At 46.2% G+C, this 25,969-nt stretch carries 22 protein-coding genes; 11 read left to right on the top strand and 11 right to left on the bottom strand.

Features of this window, described 5'->3' with window-relative positions; translation table 11 throughout:
• The first annotated feature begins 100 nt into the window (after positions 1-100).
• From ACLVWU_RS10585 to ACLVWU_RS10575, 3 genes are all read left to right on the top strand, one after another.
• Entirely contained in the window at positions 101-277 is a 177-nt protein-coding gene (locus ACLVWU_RS10585) for a hypothetical protein (protein WP_413574665.1), read from the top strand.
• A gap of 170 nt (positions 278-447) precedes the next feature.
• Positions 448-1,872 carry a TolC family protein gene (locus ACLVWU_RS10580; protein ID WP_413574664.1) on the top strand — a complete coding sequence of 475 codons (1,425 nt, stop codon included), beginning with the start codon at positions 448-450 and terminating at the stop codon, positions 1,870-1,872.
• Between the two features lie 4 nt (positions 1,873-1,876).
• A complete protein-coding gene (locus tag ACLVWU_RS10575; RefSeq protein ID WP_413574663.1) occupies positions 1,877-4,981 on the top strand; it encodes an efflux RND transporter permease subunit in 3,105 nt (1,034 codons plus the stop codon).
• Here the strand turns inward: ACLVWU_RS10575 and ACLVWU_RS10570 are convergent.
• Positions 4,978-6,387: a protein adenylyltransferase SelO family protein gene (locus ACLVWU_RS10570; RefSeq protein WP_413574662.1), complete on the bottom strand. Its 1,410-nt coding sequence runs from the start codon at positions 6,385-6,387 to the stop codon at positions 4,978-4,980. The two genes, ACLVWU_RS10575 and ACLVWU_RS10570, sit on opposite strands and share 4 nt — an antisense overlap.
• A 113-nt stretch (positions 6,388-6,500) precedes the next feature.
• Here ACLVWU_RS10570 and ACLVWU_RS10565 point away from each other — a divergent pair, with 113 nt between their 5' ends.
• Complete coding sequence (locus ACLVWU_RS10565; RefSeq protein ID WP_413574661.1) at positions 6,501-7,040, top strand: MerC domain-containing protein; 540 nt, start codon at positions 6,501-6,503, stop codon at positions 7,038-7,040.
• A gap of 167 nt (positions 7,041-7,207) precedes the next feature.
• Complete coding sequence (locus tag ACLVWU_RS10560; RefSeq protein ID WP_413574660.1) at positions 7,208-7,582, top strand: high-potential iron-sulfur protein; 375 nt, start codon at positions 7,208-7,210, stop codon at positions 7,580-7,582.
• Positions 7,583-7,700: 118 nt separating this feature from the next.
• On the opposite strand, the gene ACLVWU_RS10555 is transcribed toward ACLVWU_RS10560, so the two are convergent.
• Complete coding sequence (locus ACLVWU_RS10555; RefSeq protein ID WP_413574659.1) at positions 7,701-9,365, bottom strand: AMP-binding protein; 1,665 nt, start codon at positions 9,363-9,365, stop codon at positions 7,701-7,703.
• A gap of 110 nt (positions 9,366-9,475) precedes the next feature.
• On the opposite strand from ACLVWU_RS10555, the gene ACLVWU_RS10550 reads away from it, so the two are divergent.
• From ACLVWU_RS10550 to ACLVWU_RS10540, 3 genes are all read left to right on the top strand, one after another.
• Positions 9,476-10,630: a hypothetical protein gene (locus ACLVWU_RS10550; protein WP_413574658.1), complete on the top strand. Its 1,155-nt coding sequence runs from the start codon at positions 9,476-9,478 to the stop codon at positions 10,628-10,630.
• Complete coding sequence (locus tag ACLVWU_RS10545) at positions 10,620-11,093, top strand: peroxiredoxin (RefSeq protein ID WP_413574657.1); 474 nt, start codon at positions 10,620-10,622, stop codon at positions 11,091-11,093. The genes ACLVWU_RS10550 and ACLVWU_RS10545 overlap by 11 nt, the downstream gene beginning before the upstream one ends.
• A 62-nt stretch (positions 11,094-11,155) precedes the next feature.
• Entirely contained in the window at positions 11,156-11,572 is a 417-nt protein-coding gene (locus tag ACLVWU_RS10540; protein WP_413574656.1) for a DUF4288 domain-containing protein, read from the top strand.
• A gap of 93 nt (positions 11,573-11,665) precedes the next feature.
• On the opposite strand, the gene ACLVWU_RS10535 is transcribed toward ACLVWU_RS10540, so the two are convergent.
• The 4 genes from ACLVWU_RS10535 to ACLVWU_RS10520 all read right to left on the bottom strand — a co-directional run bounded on the left by ACLVWU_RS10535 (position 11,666) and on the right by ACLVWU_RS10520 (position 16,770).
• Entirely contained in the window at positions 11,666-12,793 is a 1,128-nt protein-coding gene (locus tag ACLVWU_RS10535; protein ID WP_413574655.1) for a hypothetical protein, read from the bottom strand.
• Positions 12,790-14,700, bottom strand: coding sequence for a hypothetical protein (locus ACLVWU_RS10530; RefSeq protein WP_413574654.1), 1,911 nt, complete (start codon positions 14,698-14,700; stop codon positions 12,790-12,792). Before ACLVWU_RS10530 ends, ACLVWU_RS10535 begins: the two co-directional genes overlap by 4 nt.
• A gap of 111 nt (positions 14,701-14,811) precedes the next feature.
• The gene (locus ACLVWU_RS10525) at positions 14,812-16,041 is read right to left on the bottom strand and encodes a hypothetical protein (RefSeq protein ID WP_413574653.1); all 1,230 of its coding nucleotides are present in this window, start codon (positions 16,039-16,041) and stop codon (positions 14,812-14,814) included.
• Between the two features lie 15 nt (positions 16,042-16,056).
• Positions 16,057-16,770, bottom strand: a complete 714-nt coding sequence (locus ACLVWU_RS10520) for a hypothetical protein (RefSeq protein WP_413574652.1) — start codon at positions 16,768-16,770, stop codon at positions 16,057-16,059.
• Between the two features lie 244 nt (positions 16,771-17,014).
• Here ACLVWU_RS10520 and ACLVWU_RS10515 point away from each other — a divergent pair, with 244 nt between their 5' ends.
• Together ACLVWU_RS10515 and ACLVWU_RS10510 are read left to right on the top strand one after the other, a co-directional pair.
• Positions 17,015-17,377 carry a hypothetical protein gene (locus tag ACLVWU_RS10515; RefSeq protein WP_413574651.1) on the top strand — a complete coding sequence of 121 codons (363 nt, stop codon included), beginning with the start codon at positions 17,015-17,017 and terminating at the stop codon, positions 17,375-17,377.
• Positions 17,378-17,394: 17 nt separating this feature from the next.
• Entirely contained in the window at positions 17,395-19,371 is a 1,977-nt protein-coding gene (locus tag ACLVWU_RS10510; protein WP_413574650.1) for a DUF4105 domain-containing protein, read from the top strand.
• Between the two features lie 58 nt (positions 19,372-19,429).
• On the opposite strand, the gene htpG is transcribed toward ACLVWU_RS10510, so the two are convergent.
• Genes htpG through ACLVWU_RS10485 form a run of 5 tightly spaced genes read right to left on the bottom strand, consistent with a single transcriptional unit; the run spans position 19,430 to position 24,969 of the window.
• On the bottom strand, positions 19,430-21,295 hold the full coding sequence (gene htpG / locus ACLVWU_RS10505) for a molecular chaperone HtpG (protein WP_413574649.1): 1,866 nt from the start codon (positions 21,293-21,295) through the stop codon (positions 19,430-19,432).
• A 15-nt stretch (positions 21,296-21,310) separates the two neighbouring features.
• A complete protein-coding gene (locus ACLVWU_RS10500; protein ID WP_413574648.1) occupies positions 21,311-22,393 on the bottom strand; it encodes a tryptophan 2,3-dioxygenase family protein in 1,083 nt (360 codons plus the stop codon).
• Complete coding sequence (locus tag ACLVWU_RS10495; RefSeq protein WP_413574647.1) at positions 22,390-23,415, bottom strand: threonine aldolase family protein; 1,026 nt, start codon at positions 23,413-23,415, stop codon at positions 22,390-22,392. The genes ACLVWU_RS10500 and ACLVWU_RS10495 overlap by 4 nt, the downstream gene beginning before the upstream one ends.
• Before the next feature lie 4 nt (positions 23,416-23,419).
• Positions 23,420-24,376 (bottom strand): formimidoylglutamase, encoded by a 957-nt coding sequence (locus ACLVWU_RS10490; RefSeq protein ID WP_413574646.1) that lies wholly within the window; start codon positions 24,374-24,376, stop codon positions 23,420-23,422.
• Complete coding sequence (locus tag ACLVWU_RS10485) at positions 24,376-24,969, bottom strand: hypothetical protein (RefSeq protein WP_413574645.1); 594 nt, start codon at positions 24,967-24,969, stop codon at positions 24,376-24,378. The genes ACLVWU_RS10490 and ACLVWU_RS10485 overlap by 1 nt, the downstream gene beginning before the upstream one ends.
• A 129-nt stretch (positions 24,970-25,098) precedes the next feature.
• Here ACLVWU_RS10485 and ACLVWU_RS10480 point away from each other — a divergent pair, with 129 nt between their 5' ends.
• Positions 25,099-25,938, top strand: a complete 840-nt coding sequence (locus ACLVWU_RS10480) for a hypothetical protein (protein ID WP_413574644.1) — start codon at positions 25,099-25,101, stop codon at positions 25,936-25,938.
• Positions 25,939-25,969 lie beyond the last annotated feature (31 nt).

Below are 25,969 nucleotides of genomic sequence, written 5' to 3'. Positions count from 1 at the left end.
GCAGAGGGTAACTTTCGTGGTGCGTCTGGAAGTGTTTGCTTGCGCTGCACGAGAATTAATCACAAAATTATTCCACTGATAAATAACACGGGGAGTTTTCATGAAGAAAATCGTTTTCGCATCCGTATTAGCATTGATGCTGGGTGCTTGTGCTTCTAAATCTACAAAAGAATCTTGCGCATGTGGCATGGATAAACCCAAAGCTGCTTGTTCTGGCGAGTGCTCTGTAAAAGGTGACTGCGCTGGTTGCAAAGAGAAAAAAGCAGAAGGCAAATAGGTCCGCCTGTTTTAACTTTTGTTTAAAGAAACCCACGCATGTCGTGGGTTTTTTATTTTCTGAAGCTCTTGCTCTAAATGTCGCAGTGTTCACAGCGGTTGTTTATGGTCACTAATTAATTTACGCTTTCTTAGTAAACAAGTCTGTGAATATTAGAAGGGCTTTTTTTGATGGGCAAGTTCAAGATCGCATTCATTCTTCTGGCAGTTTCCTCATCTTCCTATGCAATGAATTTGCAGACCTACTTAAAAAATGTCGAAAGCAATCATCGTTCAATCAAGTCTTATGATTTATCGAAGGAAGCGGCGGATGATCGTAATATCGCGGGCGACATTGATCTGGTTCCGGTGATGTCAGCAGGCTGGAGTTATATCAATGACAAGAATCCTTTAAGTCAGTTTGCGCTCTTGGGCGTTCCGGAAAGCAAACAGACATCGTACAATCTGGGATTTGGTAAAAAGTTTTCTTCAGGTACCAATGTCACTGTTTGGGGGCAAACCACAGAGTTCGATAACCCTGGAATCTTAGATCCGGCATTTGCATCGTTTTCAAAATTTGGTTACGGGCAATTGGGTGTGACCTTGGATCAGTCTTTATGGAAAGACTTCTTTGGTGCGGCAACAAGACTTCGTTGGGAGCGACAAGACGCTTCTACGGCTGCAGTGAAAGGCAGTTATGATCTGCAAATCCGTGGTGTGCTGGTTCAGGCCGAGTTCGCGTTCTGGGAATATCTCTATGCGATGGACAATTTGAAAACGGCCCAAGGAACTTTGGAACGCGCGAAAAGAATTGAAACCTGGACGCGTCGTCGGGTGAATGACGGGATCAGCGACCGGGCAGATTTGCTGCAAGGTCAGGCCCTGGTTGCAGGTCGACAGTTGATTCTGGTTACTGCGGAAGATGATTTGGAAGCGTCCAAACAGGCTGTTCGGGATTTCCTTGAACTAAAACCGACGGATCCATTTCCGCAGTTGGAGGGTGACTTGGGGGCGAAGCGTCCCATTAATTCCCTTGTGACGGGTGGTAAAGGGCGAGTTGTGCAAGTGGAAGCCTACTTAAAATCACTGGAAGCGAAAGCACGCGCTGTCGTCGCAGAAGAAGTCGAAGAAGCTTATAAGCCGGATTTGGTTCTGAGCGGTGCCTATACAGCCAGCAATCTAAGTAGAGACATGGCTGAAGCCACACAAAACCTGACTGATACGACTAAGCCTACAGCCAAAGTCGCTGTGAATTTCAGATACATGTTTGACACCTCGGTGAAGGGTGCTGCGAAAGATGCTGCTCGCAAAGAGGCTTTGGCTTCGCGCCTTCAGGCGGAAAGAAGCCTGGTAGACAGTGACAGCGCCTGGAGCGAGCTAAAACGCCGTTATGAAGAGATGAGCAAGCGTGTGCAAAGTGCAGAGCAGGTTTATAAATTGCAAACCGATCGCGCACGGGCCACGACTGATCTGTTTAATAAAGGCAGAACCATCACCATGAATGTGGTGGATTCAGAAAATGATGCAGCCACTGCAGAGCTGAATCTAAGCCGCCTGAAAACAGAACAAAGAAAAATGGAAGCCCAAGGACGTCTGTATATGACGGTTGAGGAATAGCATCATGAATTTACCAAGTCTTTCCATTCGCCGCCCGATCACAATTCTTTGTGTGGTTATTTTAACTTTAATCTTGGGGATCTTTTCCCTGTTCAAAATGCCGGTGGATCTTTTCCCGGACGTGACCTTTCCGATTTTGTCGGTGCAAATTGTTTATCCCGGTGCTTCGCCTTTGGATCTGGAAAAACAAGTTTCGAAACCCATCGAGGATGAACTGGGAAGTTTGTCGGGTTTAAAAACTTTAACCTCGCAGAATCTGGACGGTGTCGCAGTTCTGATTTTGGAATTCAACCTGGGAACAGACATCAAAGAGATGGAGCAGGATGTGCGCAACCGCATCGGCAACATCCGTCGTGATTTACCTGATGAAATTTACGAACCCGTCATTCAAAGATTCGACCCTGCCGATCAGCCTATCGTGACACTGGCATTGGTAACCGATCTGCCAGATGGCGAAGCCTATGACTTAGCCAACGAAACGGTGAAGCCGATCTTTGAACGTCTGGATGACGTGGGGCAAGTTCAGATTTACGGGGGCCGTAAGCAGGAAATCCACGTCGTCATCGATAAAAAGAAACTGCAGGATCGTAAGATCTCGATGCTTCAGGTTTCACAGAAGGTTATCGAAACTTCCAAGGATACTCCGATTGGAAAAATCGAAAATCCAAAAACCGAAACCACTCTGCGTACCAGCGGGGAGTTTGAATCTTTAAAACAAATCGAAGAAGTGAATGTGAACTTCGTCGGTTCAGATAGACCGGTGTTAATCAAAAACATCGGCCAGGTGAAACGCAGTCTTGAAGATCAAAAGACCATCGGACGTATTCAGGGGCAAAAAGCCCTTCTGATGAACGTCTACAAACAACGTGGCTCAAATACAGTGGCCGTGGCTGATAATATTCAAAAAAATATCGCCAAGGCCAATGAGTTTTTAAAGTCCAAAAATATCAAAGCCGAAATCAGAATGGTTCGAGACACATCTCGTCCGATTCGTTTGAACGTCGCTGACGTGAATGAGTCGATCACGATCGGTATTATTCTGTGTGTCCTGGTTGTATTCTTCTTCCTTGGGTCCGCGCGTTCAACCCTGATTACCGGCATGGCGCTGCCGAATTCACTGCTAGGTGGCTTCGTAATCATGTTCGCCATGGGATTTACCATCAACTTGATGACCCTGTTGGCCTTGTCACTGGCAGTGGGTTTGCTGATCGACGATGCGATCGTAGTGCGGGAAAATATCTTCCGCCATCTGGAAATGGGTAAGCGCCCGAAAGATGCAGCCCTGGATGGAACTAAAGAAGTTGCTATGGCCGTGGTTGCGACCACGCTGGTGGTGATTGCGGTGTTTGGTCCGATTTCGTTCTTACAAGGGATAGTAGGGCAGTTTTTCAAACAGTTCGGTTTAACGGTTGTGTTCACGATGTTGATTTCGTTATTTGACGCCTTTACCGTCGCGCCAATGATGTCAGCTTATCTGGCTCATCCAGATGAACATAACAAAGGCAATGGTCCCATCGGAAAAATGCTCGCAGCCTTTGACCGCTTCCAGACAAAGTTGGAAGACATCTACGAGAAAATTTTAAAATTCACGGTGGTTCATCCAAAAACCATTTTGTTCGGCGCCGTGGTAGTATTCATCGCTTCGATGACGACCATCATCTGGATTCCGAAAACGTTTTTGCCAAACGCTGATGCGGGGGAGTTTTCTGTAAGCGTCGAATTGCCGGTGGGATCTTCTTTGGAAGCGACCAGCAATCTGGTGGCAGGAATTGAAAAGGTCTTTGACGGTGATAAGGCCGTAGAAATTGTTGTGACCACGGTCGGAACTGCCAACAACGAATCTAACAAAGCCAGTATGTATGTGCGCCTGGTGGATCCGAAGAAGCGTTCGATGATGACTTCTGACTATACGGAATCTTTGCGGAAAAAACTTGAGCCTTTCAAAGACAAAGCCACGGTCAGCATCGGTGATTTCGATCCAGTGAACTCGGGTGAAAAACCCTTGAACGTCAATCTGACCGGTCAGGATCTGGAAGAGCTGAACAAGTACGCCACAAAAGTGGTTGAGCGCATCAGAAAAATTCCGGGCCTGGTGGATGTAGATACGAACTTTAGATCCGGGAAGCCGGAGTTCCACGTGATCTTTGACCGTGATCGCTCTGAAGCATTGGGCGTATCAACGGTAACCGCCGGTGCGGAGCTTCGTAATCGTACTGAAGGAAATGAAAACACGATCTTCCGTGAAAACGGCATCGACTATAAAGTGCGCGTGCGTTTCGATGAGGAAAACCGTGACCTGCGCAGTAATTTTGCGACGACCTTGGTGCCCAATGCCAATTTCAATATGATCCCATTGCCACGCATTGCGCGCGGTGAAGAGACCAAGGGTTATTCACAGATCAATCGTCAGAATAAAAGTCGTTATATCCAGATTTCTGCCAACCTTGCCAAGGGTGGAGCCCTGGGGACCGTATCACAGGAGATCGAAAAAATCCTAAAGACCGAATTGAAACCGCCACAAGGGATTGATTATCGCTTCCAAGGTCAGGCTGATGACTTTAAGGATTTGATCAACAACATGTTGATTGCGATTTTCCTAGGGGTGACATTCATCTATCTGGTGCTGGCAAGCTTGTATGAAAGCTTCATCACGCCATTTACGATCCTGCTTGCCTTGCCGCTGGCGATGACCGGAGCATTTATTGCCTTGCTGGTAACTGGCAAGACTATCGATATCTTCTCGCTGATAGGAATCGTTCTCTTGCTGGGGGTCGTGGCCAAGAACTCGATTCTTCTGGTGGATTACACGAACCATCTTTTGCACGAGGGAATGGAGCGCAAAGATGCGCTTCTTAAAGCCTGCCGTACGCGTCTGCGCCCGATCCTGATGACGTCACTGGCGTTGATTGCCGGTATGATTCCGATCGCTATTGGTTTGAATGAAGCCTCTGCGATGAGAAAGTCCATGGGTATTGCCATCATTGGGGGATTGATCAGTTCCACCTTGTTGACCCTGATTGTGGTGCCGGCGGCCTTTGGATTTATCGATGACTTCAGAATCTGGGTGCGCGCAAAACTTGCCAAGGTCTCTGGTTACGAAGGGGGCTAGTAAAGCCCCCGGATCGAACGTATCTGCTGGAGTTTGTTCTCAAATAGAGTCCAGTCATCTTTGTCGGCGATCGGAGTCCATAGGGACTCCAATTCGTCGATCAAAAGAGAACAGCATTTGGTGCCATCAAAGTACGGATGGGAAGATTTGCTTTCGCTCAAAACTTCATAATATTGCAGATTCTTTTTTAACGGCTCAAAGCTTGGATGCTGATAAACTGTGGCCTGCACGGAGCGCAGCAGACGGTCGTCATTAATGCCCGAATGCAAATCAAAGAAAGTCTGCTCAAACAAGGGCTGTGCTTCGTCCAGGAACTTAAAGAAGTTCATCATCATTTCCTGATCCACTTCCAAAGCGGCTTTTTCGTCTTCCAATGGATTGCGGATGTTCAAGCGTTGCATGAACAGTGTGCGACTGGCGAAATTAAAGCTATCCGCAAACTCTTCAAGTAATTCTTCAACTGGCAGGTTTTCATAGGCGAATTTCAAAGCAAAGCCCAGCTGATGAAGATTCCACAACACTGACGTGGGCTGGCGGCCATAGCAGTAAAGACCGCTCTGATCAAAGTAGGCCGCCGTAAATGCCGGATCGTACTTAGGCATAAACCGATAAGGACCATAGTCGAAGCTTTCGCCGGTGATGTTCATGTTGTCGGTATTTAAAACTCCATGAACAAATCCCGCCATCATCCACTGCGCGGTGGTTTGGGCGCAGGCACGGGCGACAGACTGTAAAAACGCCGCAGCTTTTTCTTCACCCTCCAGGGGGCTCAGTTCGGGGTAAAAGTGGCGAACGCAATAATCCAAAAGTTTTACAATGTTCCCGGATTCTTTTAAAGTAGCCAGTCGTTGAAACGTACCGAAGCGGATGTGGCTGTGATTCAGTCGAACTAAAACGCCTGCTCGGGTTGGAGAGGGTTCATCATGTCGTTCCAGACTTTCACCAGTTTCAAAAACGGAAAACGTTTTGCTGGTGTTGACGCCGTAGGATTCCAGCAATTCGGTTGCCAGAATCTCGCGAAAGGCTCCCTTTAATGTCAGGCGGCCATCGCCAGTGCGGGAGTAAGGTGTGCGACCGCTGCCCTTTGTACCCAGATCATAAAGTTTTCCTTTAACTAAAAACTGCGCATAAAGAAAACCACGACCATCGCCAATTTGCGGGTTGTAAGAGCGGAATTGATGACCGTGATAGCGCAGGGCCAGCGAGGTCACCATGTTGCCAGCCATCGGCTTAAAGTCAGCGAAGTAGGATTTCCACTCGGCGTCACTAATGCGATCCAAACCCACGATTTGTGCAGCGGCCTGATTGCGATAACGAAGCTGTGCCTTGGGGAAGGCCGCGGCCTGGACCTCGTCGTAAAACTCGGGTCCTAATTCATAAATTGGGGGAGGTAAGTGAGCGCTCATGTCTCATGTATGGGCTTTAGGGCACCGAAAAGCAAGCTGTAGAGTTTACGAACTAAGCGGGGCTAGTTGACAGTGACTTGCATTAAGCGCATAACCGGTAGCAGGTGGTGAGTGTGGAAAAGCAACCTTTCGGTGAAAAACCAGTTTTTAAATCTGTGGAGCCTATTTCCAACGGGGGCCTTCAGTCCTTCGCGTTGAATCCTCAGACTGCGACCGAAGCATGTTGTGACGTGGATCATTCCCAGCATGAGCAGTTTGCAGAGCAAACTGACCTATGGGATCGCCTGGGTATTTATCTTTCCTCGTTGTGTGCCATTCATTGCCTGTTAACTCCACTTTTCCTGTTGGCGTTGCCAGCGTTGGGCGAGGCTTTTGAATCCCAGTGGGTTCACTTGTCGATGGCGGCAGTGATTCTGCCAATCGGATTGTTTGCGTTTTGGTCCGGCTATAAACATCATCACCAAATGAAAGTGGCGACGATGGGTGTGGGTGGATTGCTTCTGGTTTGCGCAGGCACGATCCTTCATCATGAGCTGGAAGAGCTTTTGCCGTCTTTGCCTCATAATACGGTGACCATCATCGGAAGTGTTTTATTGGTTGTAGCGCACTTTTTAAATCGCAAGGCTTGTCAGTGCGATAGCCACGCTAAATAGATAATATTCCAAAATAATTTAAATTTTTAAAAGCCGCACTTGTTGCGGCTTTTTTCGTTTGCGCAACAATTTGTGGCCTTGTCATGTCTTGCCAAAAATGATTCTTATTGAAAACATAGTGAAAATGAATACTATTTGAGAATCGAAGGATACAACCAGGAGGCAACATGATGAACGGTAAAATGGATCGTCGCGGTTTTTTCGCTACTTTCGTTAAAATGGCAGGAGTGGCATTCATCGCTCCAACAGTATTGAACACAGTGTTTGGTTCAGAAGCGCATGCACAGAAAAAAAGAGGCGCAGCTCCCGAAGCAGCTCCAGCAGCAAAAGGTGGTATGCCACTTTTGGATCCAAACGATTCTGTAGCTAAAGCAGTGAAGTACGTTGCGGACTACAAAAAAGCACCTGAAGCTAAGGGCAATCACTGCGCGACTTGCGGTTTTTACGGCAAGAAAGATGCGACAACTGGCACTTGCACAATCTTTGCTGGTAAATTGGTTCTTGCTGATGCTTGGTGTGCTTCTTGGAATAAGAAAGCATAATCTCTGCATTCAAACTGAAGGCAAAAAAAGGTCCCTTGTGGGGACCTTTTTTTATTTGTAGTTGTGAGATTTATTTGTCGTCGCGAAGCGCGCGTTATTTTGACTCGCGAAGCGCGCGTTATTTTGCATCGCGAAGAGCACGACGAAGAATCTTCCCAACATTGGTTTTAGGAAGTTCTGTTCTGAACTCTACCAATTTTGGAACCTTGTAACCTGTCAGACTTTTTCTTGCGTGAGCAATCACTTCTTCCGGTGTCAGGCTTGGATCTTTTTTAACAATTACGACTTTCACGATCTCGCCAGAGTGTTCGTCCGCCACCCCAATGGCTGCCACTTCCAGTACACCTGGGTGACCAGCGATCACTTCTTCGACCTCATTCGGGTAAACGTTAAATCCTGAGACCAGGATCATGTCTTTTTTGCGATCAACGATTTTAAAGAAACCATCGTTGTCGACCGTGGCGATGTCACCAGTTTTCAACCAGCCATCAGCACTCAAAACGTCAGCTGTTTCGCTGGCGCGGTTCCAGTAACCCTTCATCACCTGAGGTCCGCGGCAAACCAATTCGCCAGCTTCACCCATTGCGACTTCTTTGCCGTCTTCATCAACCAGTTTTACATCAGTGCTTGGCATTGGCAGACCAATGGTGCCCACGCGATCCGTGCCATCGATAGGGTTGCAGGAAACTACCGGAGAGGCTTCAGTCAGACCGTAACCCTCAACGATCACGGATTTAGTGATCTTAGTCCATCTTTCAGTCACAGGTTTTTGCAAAGTCATCGCACCCGCCACGCTGATTTTTACGGACTTAAAGTCGATGGTTGCAAAGTCAGGATTGTTCATCAAAGCGTTGAACAAAGTGTTTACGCCAGTCAAAGCCGTAAATGGACGGGCTTTAAGTTCTTTAACAAATCCTGGGATGTCTTTTGGATTGGTGATCAGGATATTTTCTGCGCCCATTTTCAAGAATGCCAGGCAGTTCACCGTCAATGCGAAGATATGGTAAAGCGGAAGTGCTGCGATGACGATCTCTTCGCCTTCATTCAATTTCGGGCTCATCCATGCGCGGATTTGCAGCATATTGGAGATTACGTTCTTATGAGTCAGCATGGCACCTTTGGCAACACCTGTAGTGCCGCCTGTGTACTGAAGGAATGCCAAATCATCATGAGAAGTGGCGATATTTTGGTGCGGGCGCATTGCTCCCAGTTCCAAAGCCTGACGGAAGGTGTAGGCTTGCGGGATGTTGTAAGCAGGCACCATTTTTTTGATGTACTTAACAACAGAGTTCACCAGGATTCTTTTTGGAGCAGGGAACAGGTCCGCAAGCTCAGTGATCACAACGCTTTCGATTTGCGTGTCTTTGATGATCGTTTGTAAGTGATTTGCGAAATTCGCCAGAATCACGATCGCTTTAGCGCCAGAGTCTTTGAACTGATGTTGCATCTCTTTGGCAGTGTAAAGTGGGTTCGTATTGACGATAGTCAGACCCACTTTTAAGGCTGCAAATGCGGCCACGGGGAATTGCAGGACATTGGGCATTTGAATCGCGATACGATCGCCTTTTTTCAGTTTTAATTCATTCTGCAGGAAGGAGGCGAACTTATTCACCTGCTGGTCCAGTTGCGAGAAAGTGATGCTGACACCCATGTTGGTGAACGCTTTATTTGAAGGAAACTTACGAACGGCCTCGTCGTAGATCTCGGTGAGGGATTGATACTCACTTGGATTGATCTCAGGTCCAATACCTTTCGGGTAATTCTTAATCCAAATCTTCTCCATAAGACCTCCTGATGACGTTCTAAAATGCTGAGCCTTTATTCTAGAGTAAAGGTTCGAATCGGGTAAAGGAAATTCTTGTGTTCAGCTGGCCCCTTTGCAAGACTTAAAGAATGAAATTGTGCCACATCTTCACACTTGTTATTTCGCTGGTCCTGTTTGCGTCCTGCACTCGTAAAAAAGAGACAGCTGTCGAGGTGTCCGCAACCCCCGCCGCCGCTAACATGGTCAATCAACCACCACGAAAAGTTCTGTCCCCGCAGGAAAAATCGGCGGCCCTATTTGTGCATTTGATGGAGCAAGCAGACAGCGTTCATCGTGAAGCGTGGTGGGTGTTAACGAACGAACGTCGAGCACTGTTGAAGTCACCGTTTGGAAAAGTGCAAAGAGCTATTTTGTCCCAAGGGAATGCAAAGCTTGGAAATAAATCTTTGTTCCGCTGTGATCGTTATGAAGTGAAGCGCGACGTGATGTCGCAAACCGGTTATCCACAAAAAATCGAAATGTATGAAAAATGTTCGGCCAAATCTCCGGCGAAGCACATGGCCATGCTGTACGCGAAAAATGATACTGAATTTGATCTGACTTTTTATCCGGAAGGTCTGGAAGAGGTGCTGGGGATTGGTGCGGCGATTTTGAACAAGACCATTACCTGTCATGTTCGCACAAATGCCAACGAACAACTGTTAGTGCTAAACTGTAAAGACTGGGCTCAGGAAAAAAATAAAGAACAAATGATTCGCCTGGATGTCTATGACTACCAAAAAGAAGGTCAGGACATGATCAAGCTCGTTGGTAAACTCTACGAAAATCTGACAGACATTCGCAAAATCGAAGCCAGTGTGCCGATGACGGGAAAGATCACAGTCACAGAGACCGAGCTGTATGCACCAACTCCGTCGCCAACACCAAAACCAACGCCGACTCCGCAAAAACCTGCAGTGGCGGGACAGCCGCCTACAGAAGGTCAGCAACAACCAGCCGCGGCGGCGAAAACCGGCGAACCGGTCTCAGTTCCTCTGGATCAAGAGACCTACGATTTGCCAGGGGGCGTGATTGGTGGAGTGGGACAGGGGGCTTCTGATGCGGCACCTCCGCCAACGGCTGCAGATCAAGGTTGGCCGACGGATGAACAGGGAAATGTCATAGAAAACCCACAACCACTTGAAAATGACGGGGATTCGTCGCAAGATGGGGCCCCAGCAGGGGAAGCACAACCTGAACAACCGCAAATCCTGCATGATCAAGGAGCACCAAGTGGCCGCTAAAGTTGAAATGGGCAAGAAAGTTCCCGCATTTAAAATTCCTTCTTCAAGCGGGGAGACTTTTGCGTTGTCTTCAATGAAGGGTAAAAAAATCGTTTTGTATTTTTACCCAAAGGACAGCACTCCGGGTTGTACGACAGAATCCATCGAGTTCAATGAACTTTTGCCAAAATTCAAAAAAGAAAACACCGAAGTGATTGGTGTTTCCCGCGACAGCTTGAAATCCCACGACAAGTTCATCTGCAAATACGATTTCAAATTCCAATTGTTGTCTGATGAAGAAGAAGAGCTGTGCAAAATCTTTGACGTGATCAAAGAAAAGAACATGTACGGCAAAAAAGTCATGGGTATCGAACGCAGCACCTTCGTCATCGACGAAGACGGAAAACTCGCAGGCGAGTTCCGCAAAATCAAAGCAGAAGGCCATGCGGCTGAAATGCTAAAGTTCGTAAAAACCCTGGGGTAACAGTTCCCTTTTTGTACTGCGGTGTGTTTCTAAATTAATTTAAGACTTTAAAAGGAAGTAAAATGAAAAACAAAAAATGGTTCGCTGTTAAAACTCTTTATGTAACTCGCGCAATTGGCAAAGCTAAAACAAAAGCGGCTTTTGCTGAACTTCTTGAAGAGCGCGTAGTTTTGTTCCAAGCTGCGAACGCCAATGCAGCAGTTAAAGCAGCTGAAAAAGATGCTAAAGAATACAGCCAATACACTTACCAAAACTTCGACGGTCAAGCGGTGCGCACAGAATACCTAAACGCCTGCGACGTATTTGAACTATACGAAACTTTGGAAAGCGGAGTAGAATTGTTCGCTTCAACAGAAGTATTGACTAAGAAAGCCTCAAAAAACGATTTGATCGCACGCCGCCTTGGTAAGCTTGAAACAAACAGCTCCATCAAAATGCGCAAGCGCTTCATGTCTAAAGAACTAAGCGCCTACCTCTAGTAGGTGCCAGGTCCTAGTTCTTATTGCTGTGCAGAACCGATGTCGGTTCTGCAGCGAATAAAAAAAATCCCCGTGTAATAAGCGGGGATTTTTTTATTTTCGGCTGAATTCGATTTTACAAGACAGGCTGTAGTTAGAGCCGTCGAAATGAATGATCTCTCCCAGCTTTTGGGTGATGCGGGCTTTAAGTCTGAAAAAGCGATCGTCCAAAATATGGTTTTCCGCGTATTCCGGCCACAGGATTTCACAAAGCAGCTCTTTGCTCGCTGATTTCAAAATCAGAGTTTGCAACAGCTGTCCTTCCAGGGACTTGAATTTCACTTTGCCAATGATGCGTTTTTTCTGGTCCACCAAGGCATGAGTCGCCAAATTCCAACTCCATGTCGGTAGATCTGAGACTGCTGGAATCAGCTTTTCCGAAACATACTTTGCATAACGGCTTTTCCAGTGCTCGGAAATATCAGCGAACTGTGCTTCAACCAGAAGATCATTATTCAAACGTGACTTGATGTAAGCCAAGGGGAATGCGACCCGTGAATCAAGCTCCGGAGGCAAGTAACCTAAGAAACTTTGTGCCTGTTCAGGGTTTTTTAGATCAAGTGCGCAGTCGGCTGCGTGAATCAGAGCCAGGTGATAGTCTGAGCTAGGGCAGTGCGCTTCGATGAAGTTCATGGCTTTTTGAATTTCGTCTAAAGCGGCTTGAAAGCGCTCGGTAGATTGAAAGATATAGGAGCGCTGGCGCAGACATAGTCCGATTACTTTGTAAGCGGCTAAGGCTTCTGACTTTGAAATGATCAGTGCCAATTGGGAAAGTAGTTCGTTGCCGTTGATTTGATTGTCATTACTTTTAAAGATGAATTCGTTGAACAGGGATAAGCAAAACTTTTCTGAGGCTTTGGCTTTATCGTAAAACAGGGCAGCCTGACTCATCTCCAAAGCGGCTTTACCATAGCTATGGGAATGCGCGTACACCACTCCACGGACAAAGTGAGCCTCACCTAAAATGAAACTGTCATTGATCGATGTGAATACCAAATCCTCAGGATCCAGTTCATTGCCACGACCATTTTTAATAGCCAGGCGAAAACTTAAAAGTCGCTGTTCCAAAAGCTGCTGGTCGCTTAAACCTTCCTGATCGCGCAGATCACGGATGTGCTCCAGACTTTCTGAAGCGTCCGCAACCATGATTTTTGAAAGAGATTGATCGTATTTATTTGTCATTGGCTCATCACGCTTCGAAGTTTTTCAAATTTATTGCTGAAATTCAGTTCATACATCCATAGCTTACCGCTGTGGAACGGATTGCAGGCTGCCGAAGCGCGAAGAATTTTGAAGCCCATAGCGCGGTCTTCTGCACCAAAGGTCACATCAATATCAACGTCTTTTGTGCGTATCTGCTGTCTCCAGCTGCCAACGCTGCGGGTGTTTTTGCCATTAAGCTGGATATCGCACAGTCCGCCCTGGGAGGTCCTTAATTGGACGGAGCCGCGCGCAGAACCAGATTTTGAAAAGGTCGCATCGACGAATAGATTGCCGCCAGAAAGTTTAACTCTAGTTTCCGAGCCGTTGCATTGAAGAATATTTTCGCTGGCGGAGTTTCCGATCGAAGATTCTACTCGCGTATACACAAGTTCTTCGCCGTTTACCAAATAGACGTTGGCAGCTTCCATTCCGAATCCGCCAAGATAAGTTGAAATGCAGGAGTTTTGGCCCAAGCCTGGTGTAGTGAGAGCTGTGTAGTATTCCGCAAGAGTAGTCGTCTTGATCTGCTTTCCACCTACCGTGATGCTATCGAACTTCTTGCCATGTTGATCTTTAATCATGGGTTGATCACAGAATTTTTTGGATTTATAGGCGCTAAGGTCTGCAGTCAGAAAGCCACCAGAATCTCGGGTGGGTTTCATAAATATAGCATCTTTCAATGTATACAGACTGCCGCCGCCTTCGCCGTAATCACCGCCGGAGACGCGGGCACTTGTTCCCAAGTGGCTGCGCTGCAAGTCGGAAGTGATTTTTTTAAAGTCTTCCGGATTCAATGTCTTGATTTTCTGGGGATCCACAGAAAGTTCTTTTAGGACAGACTTGGTTTGTGTCGAGGGTTGTTGATTCGAAGTATTCCATTCAGAAGACTCCGCAGTGGAATCATTGCAGATCTCTGTAAAAATCCGTTGTGAACCGTCAGAAAGATTCTGGATAAGCTCCTGCTTGCGCTCAAGAATCCCGCCATTGATTTTTTCAGCATAGCGCAGACGAATCGGACGGCCGGCATCGGCATCCGAGCTTGCCAGCAGGCGGGGCAGGGTTTCAAGAATATCAGGCAAAGAAATACCCAATGATCTGGAACCATTGATTTCAGCCTTCGTCAACATTCCCACCAGATAGGCTTTGTCGAACAAATACGGATTGAATAAGGCCATGTTCATGTCATCGCGGCTTGCCTGATGTCTTGACTGAACGAAAAATGGACTGCCACTAAACCCTGGGCGAATTGCCTGGCTTTCGGCATAGAGCGAAGGAATTCCCTTTTCGATTCGAGAGTAGCCCAAAGATATCATTGTTTCAGCTTTGATCATCTCCGGATTGTTGGGTGTCGACGATGGGATCAAATAAAAATTTGTACTTTGCTCGGACAAAGCTTTGGTGATGTCTGATTTGGTATGTGGGGGAGCCAAAGAGCTCACCAGGGATTTTTGTTTTCCAGAAAGGGATTTCAAAAAGTCATTGCGATCTTCAAGAGAAATCAGCGGCAAAAGGTACGGAGTTGCTTGGGAGGTTGTATCCAGTAACGCCAAATCCAAAGTTTCCGATTTGCTTTTTAGTGCAAGTGGAAAGACATTGTTGCCGCATTTTCCAGTTAATAGCTCGGCGCCCGCCACCACATGGGCTGGCAATAGAATACGTAACTGATTTGCTGCTGAAATAACCCAACCGACACCAACCTGGGCATAGATTTTTTCGCCAGCGATCGCATACGAATAGACATTGATGATCTGACACTGTTGGGTATTGGTGTTTATACCTGGCCCCGAAAGCACAGTCGGATTAGACAGGTTTTCACGCCCCCAGCCCAATGAAGGCAGGCCAATCAGGATCAAACTCAAGAATGTGTTTAAAAGGCGTGTTTTCATAATGATAGCTCATTTCAAGGCCTATGCCTCTATTAGGGGCCCTAGGAAAGAGCAGGGAAACACCCGCTGCTCTTTTGTTAGCCCTATGTCTAAAGCTTAGACAGCTGGGTTCTATAGGGCCTGCAGAGTCGGTGACCACACCACGGGTCCTTCGATGTCCTTGTATTTCTGGTTGCCCGGTATCGGAGTGACTAATGCGCCATTTTTAATCAACACGCTTCCATCTTTCCGTAGAGTCAGGCTGTAGGTACCACGATAGATGTAGGGCATGTAGGACTGAACTTTAAGAACGCCCTTTTTGTTGGACTTAAATGCAAAATCAGATTCGCGCATGTCTTTAAGGTTTTCAAAGTCCGTTGGCAATTCTGCACTTCGTCCCTGATGGTCTGTAATGGTGATTGTAAGTTCGCCGCGACTGTTGAAGCTTTCAAACATTGAATGCGGTCTGATTTGCGACCATTGCATTGTAAATACTTTTTTTGCATCAAAAGGGTCTATGCATTTGAACTTTGTCGCGGAGGTTATGCAGGTTAAATCCTTGGACGTAGCCGCACCAAGGATGGTAGCAGGTCTTTCGTTGACAACAATACTGTCAGACGGAATTTCAGTGATCTTTCTGTTGCTACCTTCAAAGAAGGAAATTCGATTGTTAAGGTCTGTCAAAAATGCTCCGTCTTTCAGATCACCGGGTAAAAAGTTAAAACGCTCTATCACGAAGTTCATGAACAGGCTTTTTCCAAGCTTTCTTATAGCTGGGTTTACTGCTTCTGTATTAGCGATCTGACTATAGAATTCTGTCATCACAGCGTAGGCACCTTGATCATCGTAACTCAGATCACAGCTTTGGTTGCCAGGATTCAATGCGAACGTACCTCTTCGGCATTCTGTATGGGCATGTCCATCGTCATCCAAGTGACGGGCTTCGTGAATGACCAACGAAGCGCGCCAAAAAGCATCCATCTGACCAGGACAAAGATGTACGGTACGTTTCTCGTCAAGACGTACGAAGGCCCCGGTACCACGATCACACTGATTCTCGAGGATAAAAATTGAAACTCTTTTTTTAACATAGTCATAGGGACGTGCACCTGCGATACCCATTCTATAACCTTTGGCCGCTTTATTAAGTTTCAGGTCTTTCAGAAAGATAAGTGACTTAATCGTTTGAGTCGCGACATCGTTGCTATCGCAAAGTTTCAGATACTGTTGATCTCCGTAAAATTTAAAGTCCTTCAGTACGATGTCTGCCTGAGTTTTATCGACACAATCGGAGGATTGGGCCCAGGTATTTAGAGAAAGTGACAATACGAATGCGCACAAAAAAGTTGATAGTGGTCTCATAGTCGTCTCCCGGTATTAAAGTTGATTGTTGTCGTGGTAGCGCGCCAATTTCCCTGGGCGTCCTTGCTGGATTCCCATAAGACTGATGCGTGCGAAGTGCTTAAGGGTCGGGGAACTTTGCATTGTCAAAATCTGCAGCATATTCTTTTGAACCTGTTCGGGCGTCTCCGTTGACAAGGCATCCAAAGCTGCCATGGCACTACCACGCAGGGACATCTCATAGTCGTAAACAAGGGCAGCGGATGAATGAGGGTCGTTGTTGCTCAATTCAGGCAACGGGCTCTGTGCTATTTGGTAAAGCGCTGAAGAAGCACGTTGCCCCGCCAATGAAAGCAAATGAACGGCCAGGGTTCTTCTGTCATTGTTAGAATCTGCATTCACCGCGATCACACCCAGATCGTCAATTTCATTTTGTGGAAAGTCCTGAAGTTTCTCGATGAGGTTAAGCTCATGCTCCTTCCAATCAATATTAAGGGAGTAGAGTATCGCCATCTCTTTTTCAACTAGTGCCTGAGCGGAGTGCAGCTCCTCAGTGATGGCGGCAACCGGAGGAGCTTCGGGAAGCTCAACAGCTGGTAATATGACTTTTAAAGTTTTTGGGGTACGCACTTGATTTGAGAGACCCAATACTGTGGTTTTAAGAATCACTGGTTCTGCTTCTTTCGACTGATGTTTTAATGCGAAAATGGCAAGGACGGTGATCGTAATTATAAGTAGCAGTTGTTTCACGGGATACTCCTTGTCTGAAACTGGGTGAAAGATAGTTCTGCTAAAGTCGATCCTCCACTGACGAATTCCTACGGAAATATCAGCTGTAATATCAGTGGCTTAGGGCGTGGAAAAAATTACCTGCGCAAAGTCTTTACAAACGGAACAAGAATCTAAATTCGTCAGTATTCGTCGGTCGAAGTTTGCGTGATCAATCTGTTAGCTTGCGTCAAACCAACGGAATAACCGTTTAAAAGGAGTACTTATGAGTAAGTGGATTTTGTCTTTATTTGTTTTGGTCGGAACAACACAAGCGCAAGCGCTTATCGTAAACGGGGAGGCTAGTCCTCACTGTGTTATCCGCAGTCCTAACGGAACTCTGTTTGATTGCTTTCTTCCATTTTCCACGACGTTCTTTCCAACGATCGTTATATATGGTCAGTCTTTGGATCTAAATTCATTGGAAGCCTCAGATCGCCTTGCTGCGGAAGCTGATGGCGTTGCGCAGCCAGTTGTTCTGGGACAGATTGCAAAAAGCAATGGTCTGGAGTTTGAACACGTTAAAGCAGTGGCTGCCGGTTTGTCTGATCTGACTATGCGTAATTTGATGAAGGCTCTTCAGCAATAGCCAACAAAGGTGCGTCTATGAAAATGCTATCTTCGCTTCTAAAGATTTTTATTTGTGGATTTGGATTGTTTGTATTCGCACCGGTTGCGCAGGCTTCAGGCGCGCCTGATTTGCGTGACGTTAAAAAGATCTATTACCTGGTTGCGGCAGGCAAGGGCCTGGGGCAATCAGCATTTGGACACTCGTATTTGCGTCTGGGGTTTCACGGTAAACCCCATCCCAATGATCTGGTGTTGGAGTTGGTGGCGGACGTAAGTTCAAAAATCAATATCCTAAAAGGATTGGGAATCGGGGAGAACTACACCCGAGTGGCAGTTTTGGAAAGCTTTATCAGTGTTCAATATGAAATGAACATAAGACAAAACCGTGATTTACAATCCACAGAAATTATTTTGTCCAATGCCCAGCGGTCCCTGATTCTGCAAAGAATAATGACCCTGGTCAGTCAGCGCAAAATGGGCGAGTACTCTTTCCTGCGCAAAAATTGTGCAGAGGGTATCGCCGTCATTCTTAGTAATTTGAATTTGGATTCAAATCTTTTGGATTCACCCAATAATGTCCTGGCACGACTTAAAGCAAAAGGTTTCGTCGGCCCGTCGTATAACGACTTGGGTCTTGCAAATAAAAACCTAGAAATCGTTGTGAAGTATTCCTCTGTCCTGGATAAAATCGAAAAAGCAGTTCCTGAATTTAAGAAAGCACTTTTCGGCGGTGGAGCTGCAGAACAGATTCTTGGGTTTGTTCTGGTGAAGAACAATATCAATCAGTTACCCTCCAGCGATCAGGTCATTGCATTGCGCTTCTTAAAGTCCATGGCATATCTTCAACCACGACTGACCCAAATTGAACTTATGGAGTTCGTAAACGGCAAGCGAAACCTGCAGGTTGTGAACCTGGGAACTAGTTCAATTCTTGCCGATTACGGCGAAGGCTTTTCTATTAGGGACTGGTCCTTTCATGCAAAGGGGGATGGTGTGGTTGCCAAAGTGCGGATAGATTCTGCTGGTGCAACCAGAAAGGACAAGTACAACCGTACCGAGTTGCACCTATCCTCGTCGCAACTAACAGTTGTTGGCTCGGAATTGTTATTTAATAATCAGCCCATCGGAATACTTGTTTCTGATAATGTAGCAGCGGGTGATCACGGTGTCGTTTTTAAAAACGCTATCGCGGTACCGGTCTTGTACGAAAGGGACCGTAGGGCAACGACCCAGAATTTAGGAATGTTTCTTGTTGTGGATGAACAGATGCTTTCTGCTGTAACTGACGTTGCTCAGAATAATATCATTCCGTTGTTGAACGACGATCCAGCGCAGCCATCGTGCTATGGATTCGTCGATTTTCAAAAAGGCCTGTTTGAGCGTGCAAAGTTTCTTCCCGAAGCTGCTCCTTTAACTTCTGCGCAGTATCTGGTCTTAATCCAGGATCTTTTGTTTCAGCAAAAGCTGGTTTACTTCCCAGGAGTCAGGAATGCTTCAGAGTTGATTCAGCTTGCAACTCCTGCCGCGGTCAGAAGTCTGATTTACGAATACCATGTAAAAACCTACTCCTCGATGTCATCGGCAATAGCGACTTATTTTAAATCAAATCGAGTCAGCGAAGTTAAAGACATGGAGTCGTTGCGACTCTTAGGTGAAAACGGATTGAATTTTACTATTTATTTCCGGGTTCACATGAACGGTAAGAAAACCAATATCGGTCATGCGCTTTTGGTGAAAAGCATGAAGCGCATCGGCTCCAGATACTATCTGAATGCCTACGATCCCAATTTAGGAGCGATGTCGTCGGACTTGTTCTATTTGGATACGGCGACAGGGAAGCTCCACACGACATTGTATGGAGTGACAGAGATGCAGGTCATTCCGGCAGACTTTGAGATGTCGCTGACCACATCAAAACTTCAACAGGGCTCCGTCGAGCAACTGCTAAAGTCCTATGTCGGCCAGTCGAACATTTATTCTTTGGGAATCCTTGAAGTATTGATGATGCATTAAAAAAAATCCCCGGGTTTTGCCCAGGGATTTTAAATGTGCACGAAAATTAAGTCCGTACTTAGTGAACCGCAGAGATCATCAATTCAGCAACCTGCTGGCTGAATTTCACTGGATCTGGAATAGAGGAACCTTCGTTCAATAATGCTTGAGCATAAAGGATCTCGGACCATTTCGCCTGTTGATCCGGGGATGCTTTCAACATTTTTGCAAAGAGCGGATGTTTCGCATTGATTTCCATCACGCGCTTCACCGGTTGGTTGTACTCCTGGCCCATTTGCGCCATCAGTTTTTGCATGTGAGCGGATGGATCGTGAGCAGAAGAAACCAGACACACCGGAGTGTTCGTCAGGCGCTCTGACAAAACAACGTCCTTAACTTGGGCTTCCAAAGTCTTCTTCATGGTATCCATCAAAGGTTGCAAAGTGGCAGCGGCCTCTTTCAACTCTTCTTCTTTTTGTTTTTTCTCTTCCTCAGTGTCCAGGTTCAAGCCTTCAGCCGTAATAGACTGTAGTTTCTTGTCCTTGAACGTGCTGATTGCGTTCACAACCCACTCGTCCACCGGATCCACCATCAACAGAACTTCAAAGCCCTTTTCTTTCAATTTCTCAAGATAAGGGGAGTTCGCAACCTGAGCCAATGAGTCGCCAGTGATGTAATAGACATCTTTTTGTTCTGGCTTCATGCGAGCTACGTACTCATCCAAAGTCGTCATTTTATCAGATGCTGTCGAGTGGAATAGGCACAGCTCCTGGATTTTATCTTTATTAGTTGGATCCACTGGCAGACCTTCTTTGAAAGTCGAACCAAATTCAGTCCAGAAGTTTTCGTACTCGGTACGCTCTTTGTTCAAAAGATCTTTCAGGCCACTAAGGATCTTGTTCGTCACGTTCTTGCGAATTGCTGAAACCTGACGGTCTTGTTGTAAGATCTCACGGGACACGTTCAATGAAAGATCAGAGCTGTCCACCAAGCCTTTGATGAAGCGCAGGTATTGCGGAAGCAATTCTTTGCAATCAGCCATGATGAACACGCGCTTGATATAAAGGCTTAGGCCGTATTCCATCTCGCGGTTGTTGAAGTTCCAAGGGCGTTTGCCTGGGATGTACATCAGAGCGTTGAATTCCATAGTGCCCTCGGCACGGTAGTGGATGGTTTTCAAAGGCTCGTTAAAGTCATGGGACAAGTGCTGATAGAATTCCTTGTGGTCTTCTTTAGTCACTTCAGACGGATTTTTCAACCAGATCGCTTTTTGCGAATTCAAAGTCTCGTCTTCGCCTTTGTCGTTTTTCATCTTAATTGGATGGGCGACAAAGTCAGAATATTTCTTAACCAAAGATTTCAAAACCCAAGCGTCGGTGAAGTCTTGAACTTCCTCTTCTTCAGCAAATTTCTTCAAATGCAAAGTGATCGTTGTCCCTGTGCCACCTGGGCGAGGAACAGAGTCGATGGAATAAGTACCGTCGCCTGTGGATTCCCACACAACACCTTCATTCGTGCCGGCTTTTTGGGTGTGCAAAGTCACCTTATCAGCCACCATGAATGCAGAATAAAAACCCACACCGAACTGGCCGATAAGCTCAGGCTTGTTGCGCATTTCTTCATTCATTTGCATGAAGGCTTTAGCGCCAGAGCGGGCGATGGTCCCGATAAACTGAACCACTTCTTCCTGGTCCATACCGATACCGTTATCGATGATTTTCAAAGTGTTTTGATTTTTATCACCTTCCAAACGGATTTCCGCCGACCAGTCTGCAGGCAGCAGGCTTTGGTGAGTTAAGGACTGGAATTTCAATTTATCGATAGCGTCAGAGGCATTTGATACCAACTCACGCAAAAAGATCTCTTTATGTGAGTAAAGCGAGTGGATAACGATATCCAATAGCTGTTTAATTTCCGCATTAAAAGCCTGTACTTGTTTTGCCATTTGTAAACTCCCTGATTATTCGTAATGGAATGACATTCGGTCTGAAATCGATTTTGGCAAGGCCGGGATCTGACTTCTTGGGATAAAAAATGTCGTTAGGTTAAAGAAATCGCTGAAAATCTTGTGCTTGGCGGTTGCTGCGGCCAGGTATTGGTGCCCGCTGGAGCCACCAGTGCCGATTTTATTGCCCAGCATACGCATGGCCATCATCGCGTGACGGTAGCGCCAGTTGGTCATGTTTTCGTCGATGTCCAAAAGTGCGCGGATGATTCTAAACGGTGTTTGCAGAATCGGCTGGTCACGGTAAAGCTGAATCAAAAGGGCCGCATGCATTGCTTTATAGGATAGACGGAACTGGCCTTCAGAGCGTAGTTTATTGAAAGCTTCTTCATTGAAAAGAGCATCAAAGCTTTGCAGGGACTTTTCCAGTCCTTCCACGGTTTTCTGTTTTTCTTCGGCAGGGATCGCGGCATTGGCTTTAACAATCGCAATATCTTCCGAGAACATTTTATTCACAGCCTGTTTGTAAGAGTCCCAGAAGTTGAAGTTTTCGCCTTGCAGGAACGGAGTGCGCTCCAACCATTTTTCCAGGGAATCAAACAACGACGGTTGATCCAAAACCTTTAACATTTCAGTCTGCTGACCTTCGCTTAAAGATTTCCAGAACGGGGCTTGGTTATAAGCCAGGCGGTCGCCGATTCTTAATCCCAGTTTAGTTTCAATCAGGCGCCACTGAAAGCTTTGGAATCCTGAAGCAGGATAAAGCATGTCACGGAAATCCAGGAAGTCTAAAGGTGTCATGGTCTCTAGAACATCAATTTGACCCATGATCAGTTTTTGAATGGCTACGATTCTTTCCAGACGTGAAGTCGCCTGACCCATTTCTTCCTCGGCCACTTTCGGTTTCTGGAAGGTCGCCAGTACTGAATCCAATTCAAAAAGAATTTGTTTGAACCAAAGTTCATAGGCCTGATGAACCACGATGAAAAGCAATTCATCATGGGCAGGCTTACCGTACTTCACGCTGACCGGATGTTGTGCATCCAGAATTTTATCGATTCCCAAATAGTCATGATAGTGGACGGAAGGGTATTTCATCGTGAAAGCTCCTTAATGGCGTTGGCAAAATTAGTAATATCTTGTGTTTGAGTGTCCCAGGAAGTCATCCAGCGGCACTCAAAGGTGTTTTCATCCCAGACGTAAAAGAAGAACTTTTCGCGCAGGGGTTTAACCCAAGTCTGGGGGATTTTTGCAAAGACCGCATTGCTGGCGGGTTCAGTGCGAACAACTAGGCCAGGAATTTCCCGGACCGCGTGATAAAGCTCTTGGGCGCGTTCCAATGAGTTGCTGGCGATTTCTTTCCAAAGATCGTTTTTAAAGTATTCAATAAACTGGCAGGCGATAAAGCGCGACTTGCTGGGGAGTTGCGAGCTTTGCTTGCGCACATACTTAAAGTCATGGGCCAGTGACTTATTCAAAAAAATCACAGCCTCGCCCATCAGCAATCCATTTTTGGTGCCGCCGAAGCTGACAACATCGACGCCTAAGTCTGTCGTGATTTCCTGCAAAGTTTTATTCAAAGAAACTGCTGCGTTTGCCAGGCGGGCACCATCAATATGCACGTAAAGCTTGCGCTCCCGGGCCCAAAGAATCAGCTCGCGCATTTCATCCAAAGTGTAAACAGTGCCAAGTTCCGTGGGCTGAGTGATACTTAATACCGCAGCCTGAGAAAAATGCTGGTCACCGCGACGGATGAAGTGTTGCTCCAGGGCGGCAACAGAAATTTTGCCATCAATAGAAGGAACGGGTTGCAGTTTGAATCCACCCATTTGCTCGGGGGCTCCGCACTCGTCCACATTGATATGTGCAACATCCGCGCACAAGACACTTTGCCACGGGCGAGTGATTGCGCGCAGTGCAGTCACATTGGCAGCGGTGCCGTTAAAGACAAAGAAAGTCTGGGCTGCAGGGCCAAAGTGGTTTTTAAAACAACGGGAGGCTTCTTCAGTCCACTCGTCGGTACCGTAGGAGGGTGCGTGTTCGACATTGGCATCTTTCAAAGATTCCAAAATCCGGGGATGGATTCCCGCATGATTGTCGCTGCCAAAACCGCGATTCATAGAATCAGCCTTTGTTTAAGGTTCCAAAGATAAAGTTATGTGAAATCAAAGCCGCCAGTTTGCTGGTGCGTTTGTCTGAATCCAATGGCGGGGAGACTTCGTAAATTCCCATCCCACGCACATCAAAGTTTTGAATCATCCAGTGCAGGCACTCCAAAAAGTCTTTGGTGAAAAGTCCCGTGGTCCAGGATTGAGAGCAGCCCGGAGCTTCATTGGAGGTAAAAGCATCAATGTCGACGCTTAAGAAAATCTTTTTGCGTTCTTTGCCGTGCAGATAGGTCTTCAGGGAATTTAGCAGACCCTTTTCGTTGATCTGATCCAGCGTGATGATTTCGGCACCTTTGGATTTCGCCCAGGCGATATGGGCCTGGCTGTTGCACTGGTTTTGAATTCCAACTTCAGCAAAGTCGACATGGCCGGAAAATTCCTGAAGCAGGCGATGAAAAGGAGTGCCGGAGTTAAAACCCTTATCAGTCGGGCGAACATCCATGTGGGCATCAAAATTAATCACCACGGCATTGTCTTTGTGATTTTCCGCAAAAGCGGTGCTGTCGCAGTAACCATAATCATGGCCACCACCGTAAGAGATCCAGTGTTTGTTCATCTTGACCAGCGAGCTAACCAGTTCGCGGCCCTTGGCGTGACGCTCTTCCAAAGATTTTTCTTTGTTCACCAGATCACCCAGATCCAAAATCTTAGGCAGGCGAGTGGCTGCAAGGTGCGGAGTCATTTTGTAAAGGAAAGTACGGATTTCTTTCGGAGCGACTTGAGCGCCTACGCGGCCACCGTTCAGGCCAATGCCTTCATCGTCCGGGTAGCCCAGAACTGCGAAATCAAAATCAAAGGATGCAAATGATGGCTCGCCCTTAGGTAGAAGCTGTACGCATTCCCCAAGGCGAGGATCTTCTTTGTCATTTTTGGTGAAAAGAAGATGCTTGTCAGTGGGATGTAGCCAACTCATTAATTTTTTCCGGTTGTCATTCTGTAAAGGATCAGTGTCTTATTTAAAGCACCAGTATCTGATCTATAGATTTTTAGCACAGCAGATCCACGGTGGAATTGAATAGTCCCGAATGTGGTGCTCTTGGAATCAGAAAGGAACATAACCCATTCGTTGCCTGCGCTTGGGATCAGGCTGTAGCTGTATTCAATGGGTGTTTGAGAAATATACTTATATACTGTGTTGCCGTTTTCAGAAATTTTTTGAGCGGCATAAAACTTCATGGAGTTGAAGTCCTGAACATTGATAACAGCTTCACTGGAGTACCAGTTGCCCAGTAAACGACGCAAACCCACGTACTCGACACTTTCGATCGCGACAGTACAATGTGCTGGATTTTTTTTGCCAGTAGCAGTGATAACATCACCAGGAGCTAGTTTAATAAGTGCATTCAATGCAGTCTCATTATTAGAGGCGACGAGATAGTTATTGCATGGATCATCCGTCTTAAGGAACATTTGTTGTCCCTTAAGTGCAACTGTACCACCAACGGTTTGCGCAGAAGCGACAACCGCCGAGGTGAATAGCGTGAGGACGAAAAATAATAATCTCATGGCACCCTTGTTCCATGGAGAAAAACGGCGGTCAATAACAAAAGCAGAAAGCAAATTGACTGATCTAGTCATGCTTAGATGGCGGGCATATCTTGCTCTGTATTGGTTCCGTATTTACACTTATTGGTAATGTTTAAGTCTAATGATCTCAATATTTTGTCCTTTCCGTGGAACGGTGAACTTCCAACTTCAAAACAGATCCTCTTGAGGGATATCGATGTCGTTGGTGTTGGTGCGATTCGAAAAGCACAGTTGCTTAATATTCAGGCAGACTGCGAGTTCATTTTGCAAAAGCATTCCGCTTTTATTCCAGCATCTGTTCGCAATATTTATGATGAAGAATTGAAAAGAACTTTGAATTGGTTGAATCCAGTGAGTGAGATTGAAGTTTTGAACTTCGATTTTAATACAGAAGTCATGCGAACTTTTGAACGATCTTTTCCGAAAACTCATCAATACCTGGGAGTGATGTTGAAGCCAGCTCTTGAACTTTATTTAAAAGAAATGGAGTGGAGTAGTTGGTTGTTGCAAGATCACTGGCGGTACTTCAGTGGGTTCATTCGTCAGAAGTATCCTGAAAACAAAGTTCTCCATGAACTTACCCAGTGGGAATGGATTCATGCCTGGCTTGAGATTCAACCTTTTGAATCAGAAAAAAACTATGGCAAACAAATAACTGTTAATTCGAGTCTTCAAGTTTTGGCCCTGCCTGAGGGAAACACAAAGTTACAACGCGAGAAAGGTTTATATACTTTTGTATATGATCAAGATTCGGTCAAAATTGCAGAAAGAAAATTGGACATTTATGAGGCCGCGTTGTTGGATCTGCTTGCTGAAGATCGCATTTATACAGAGGAGCAGCTCTTGGAAATGGCGTCACTTGAAGAGATTGAGCCTGCTATAAACATAAACGAGTGGATAAAAAGAATAGAAGTTCTGCTCGCTTCCGCGGTTTTGGTTAAGTGTTGAATTAAAAAAAAATTATCGAACGCTTGTTTTT

Origin of the sequence: Bdellovibrio sp. HCB290, assembly GCF_047305925.1 — a bacterium.
Lineage (GTDB): Bacteria > Bdellovibrionota > Bdellovibrionia > Bdellovibrionales > Bdellovibrionaceae > Bdellovibrio.
Note: the sequence above shows the minus strand (reverse complement) of the source record. Positions and strands in the feature narration are given on the sequence as shown.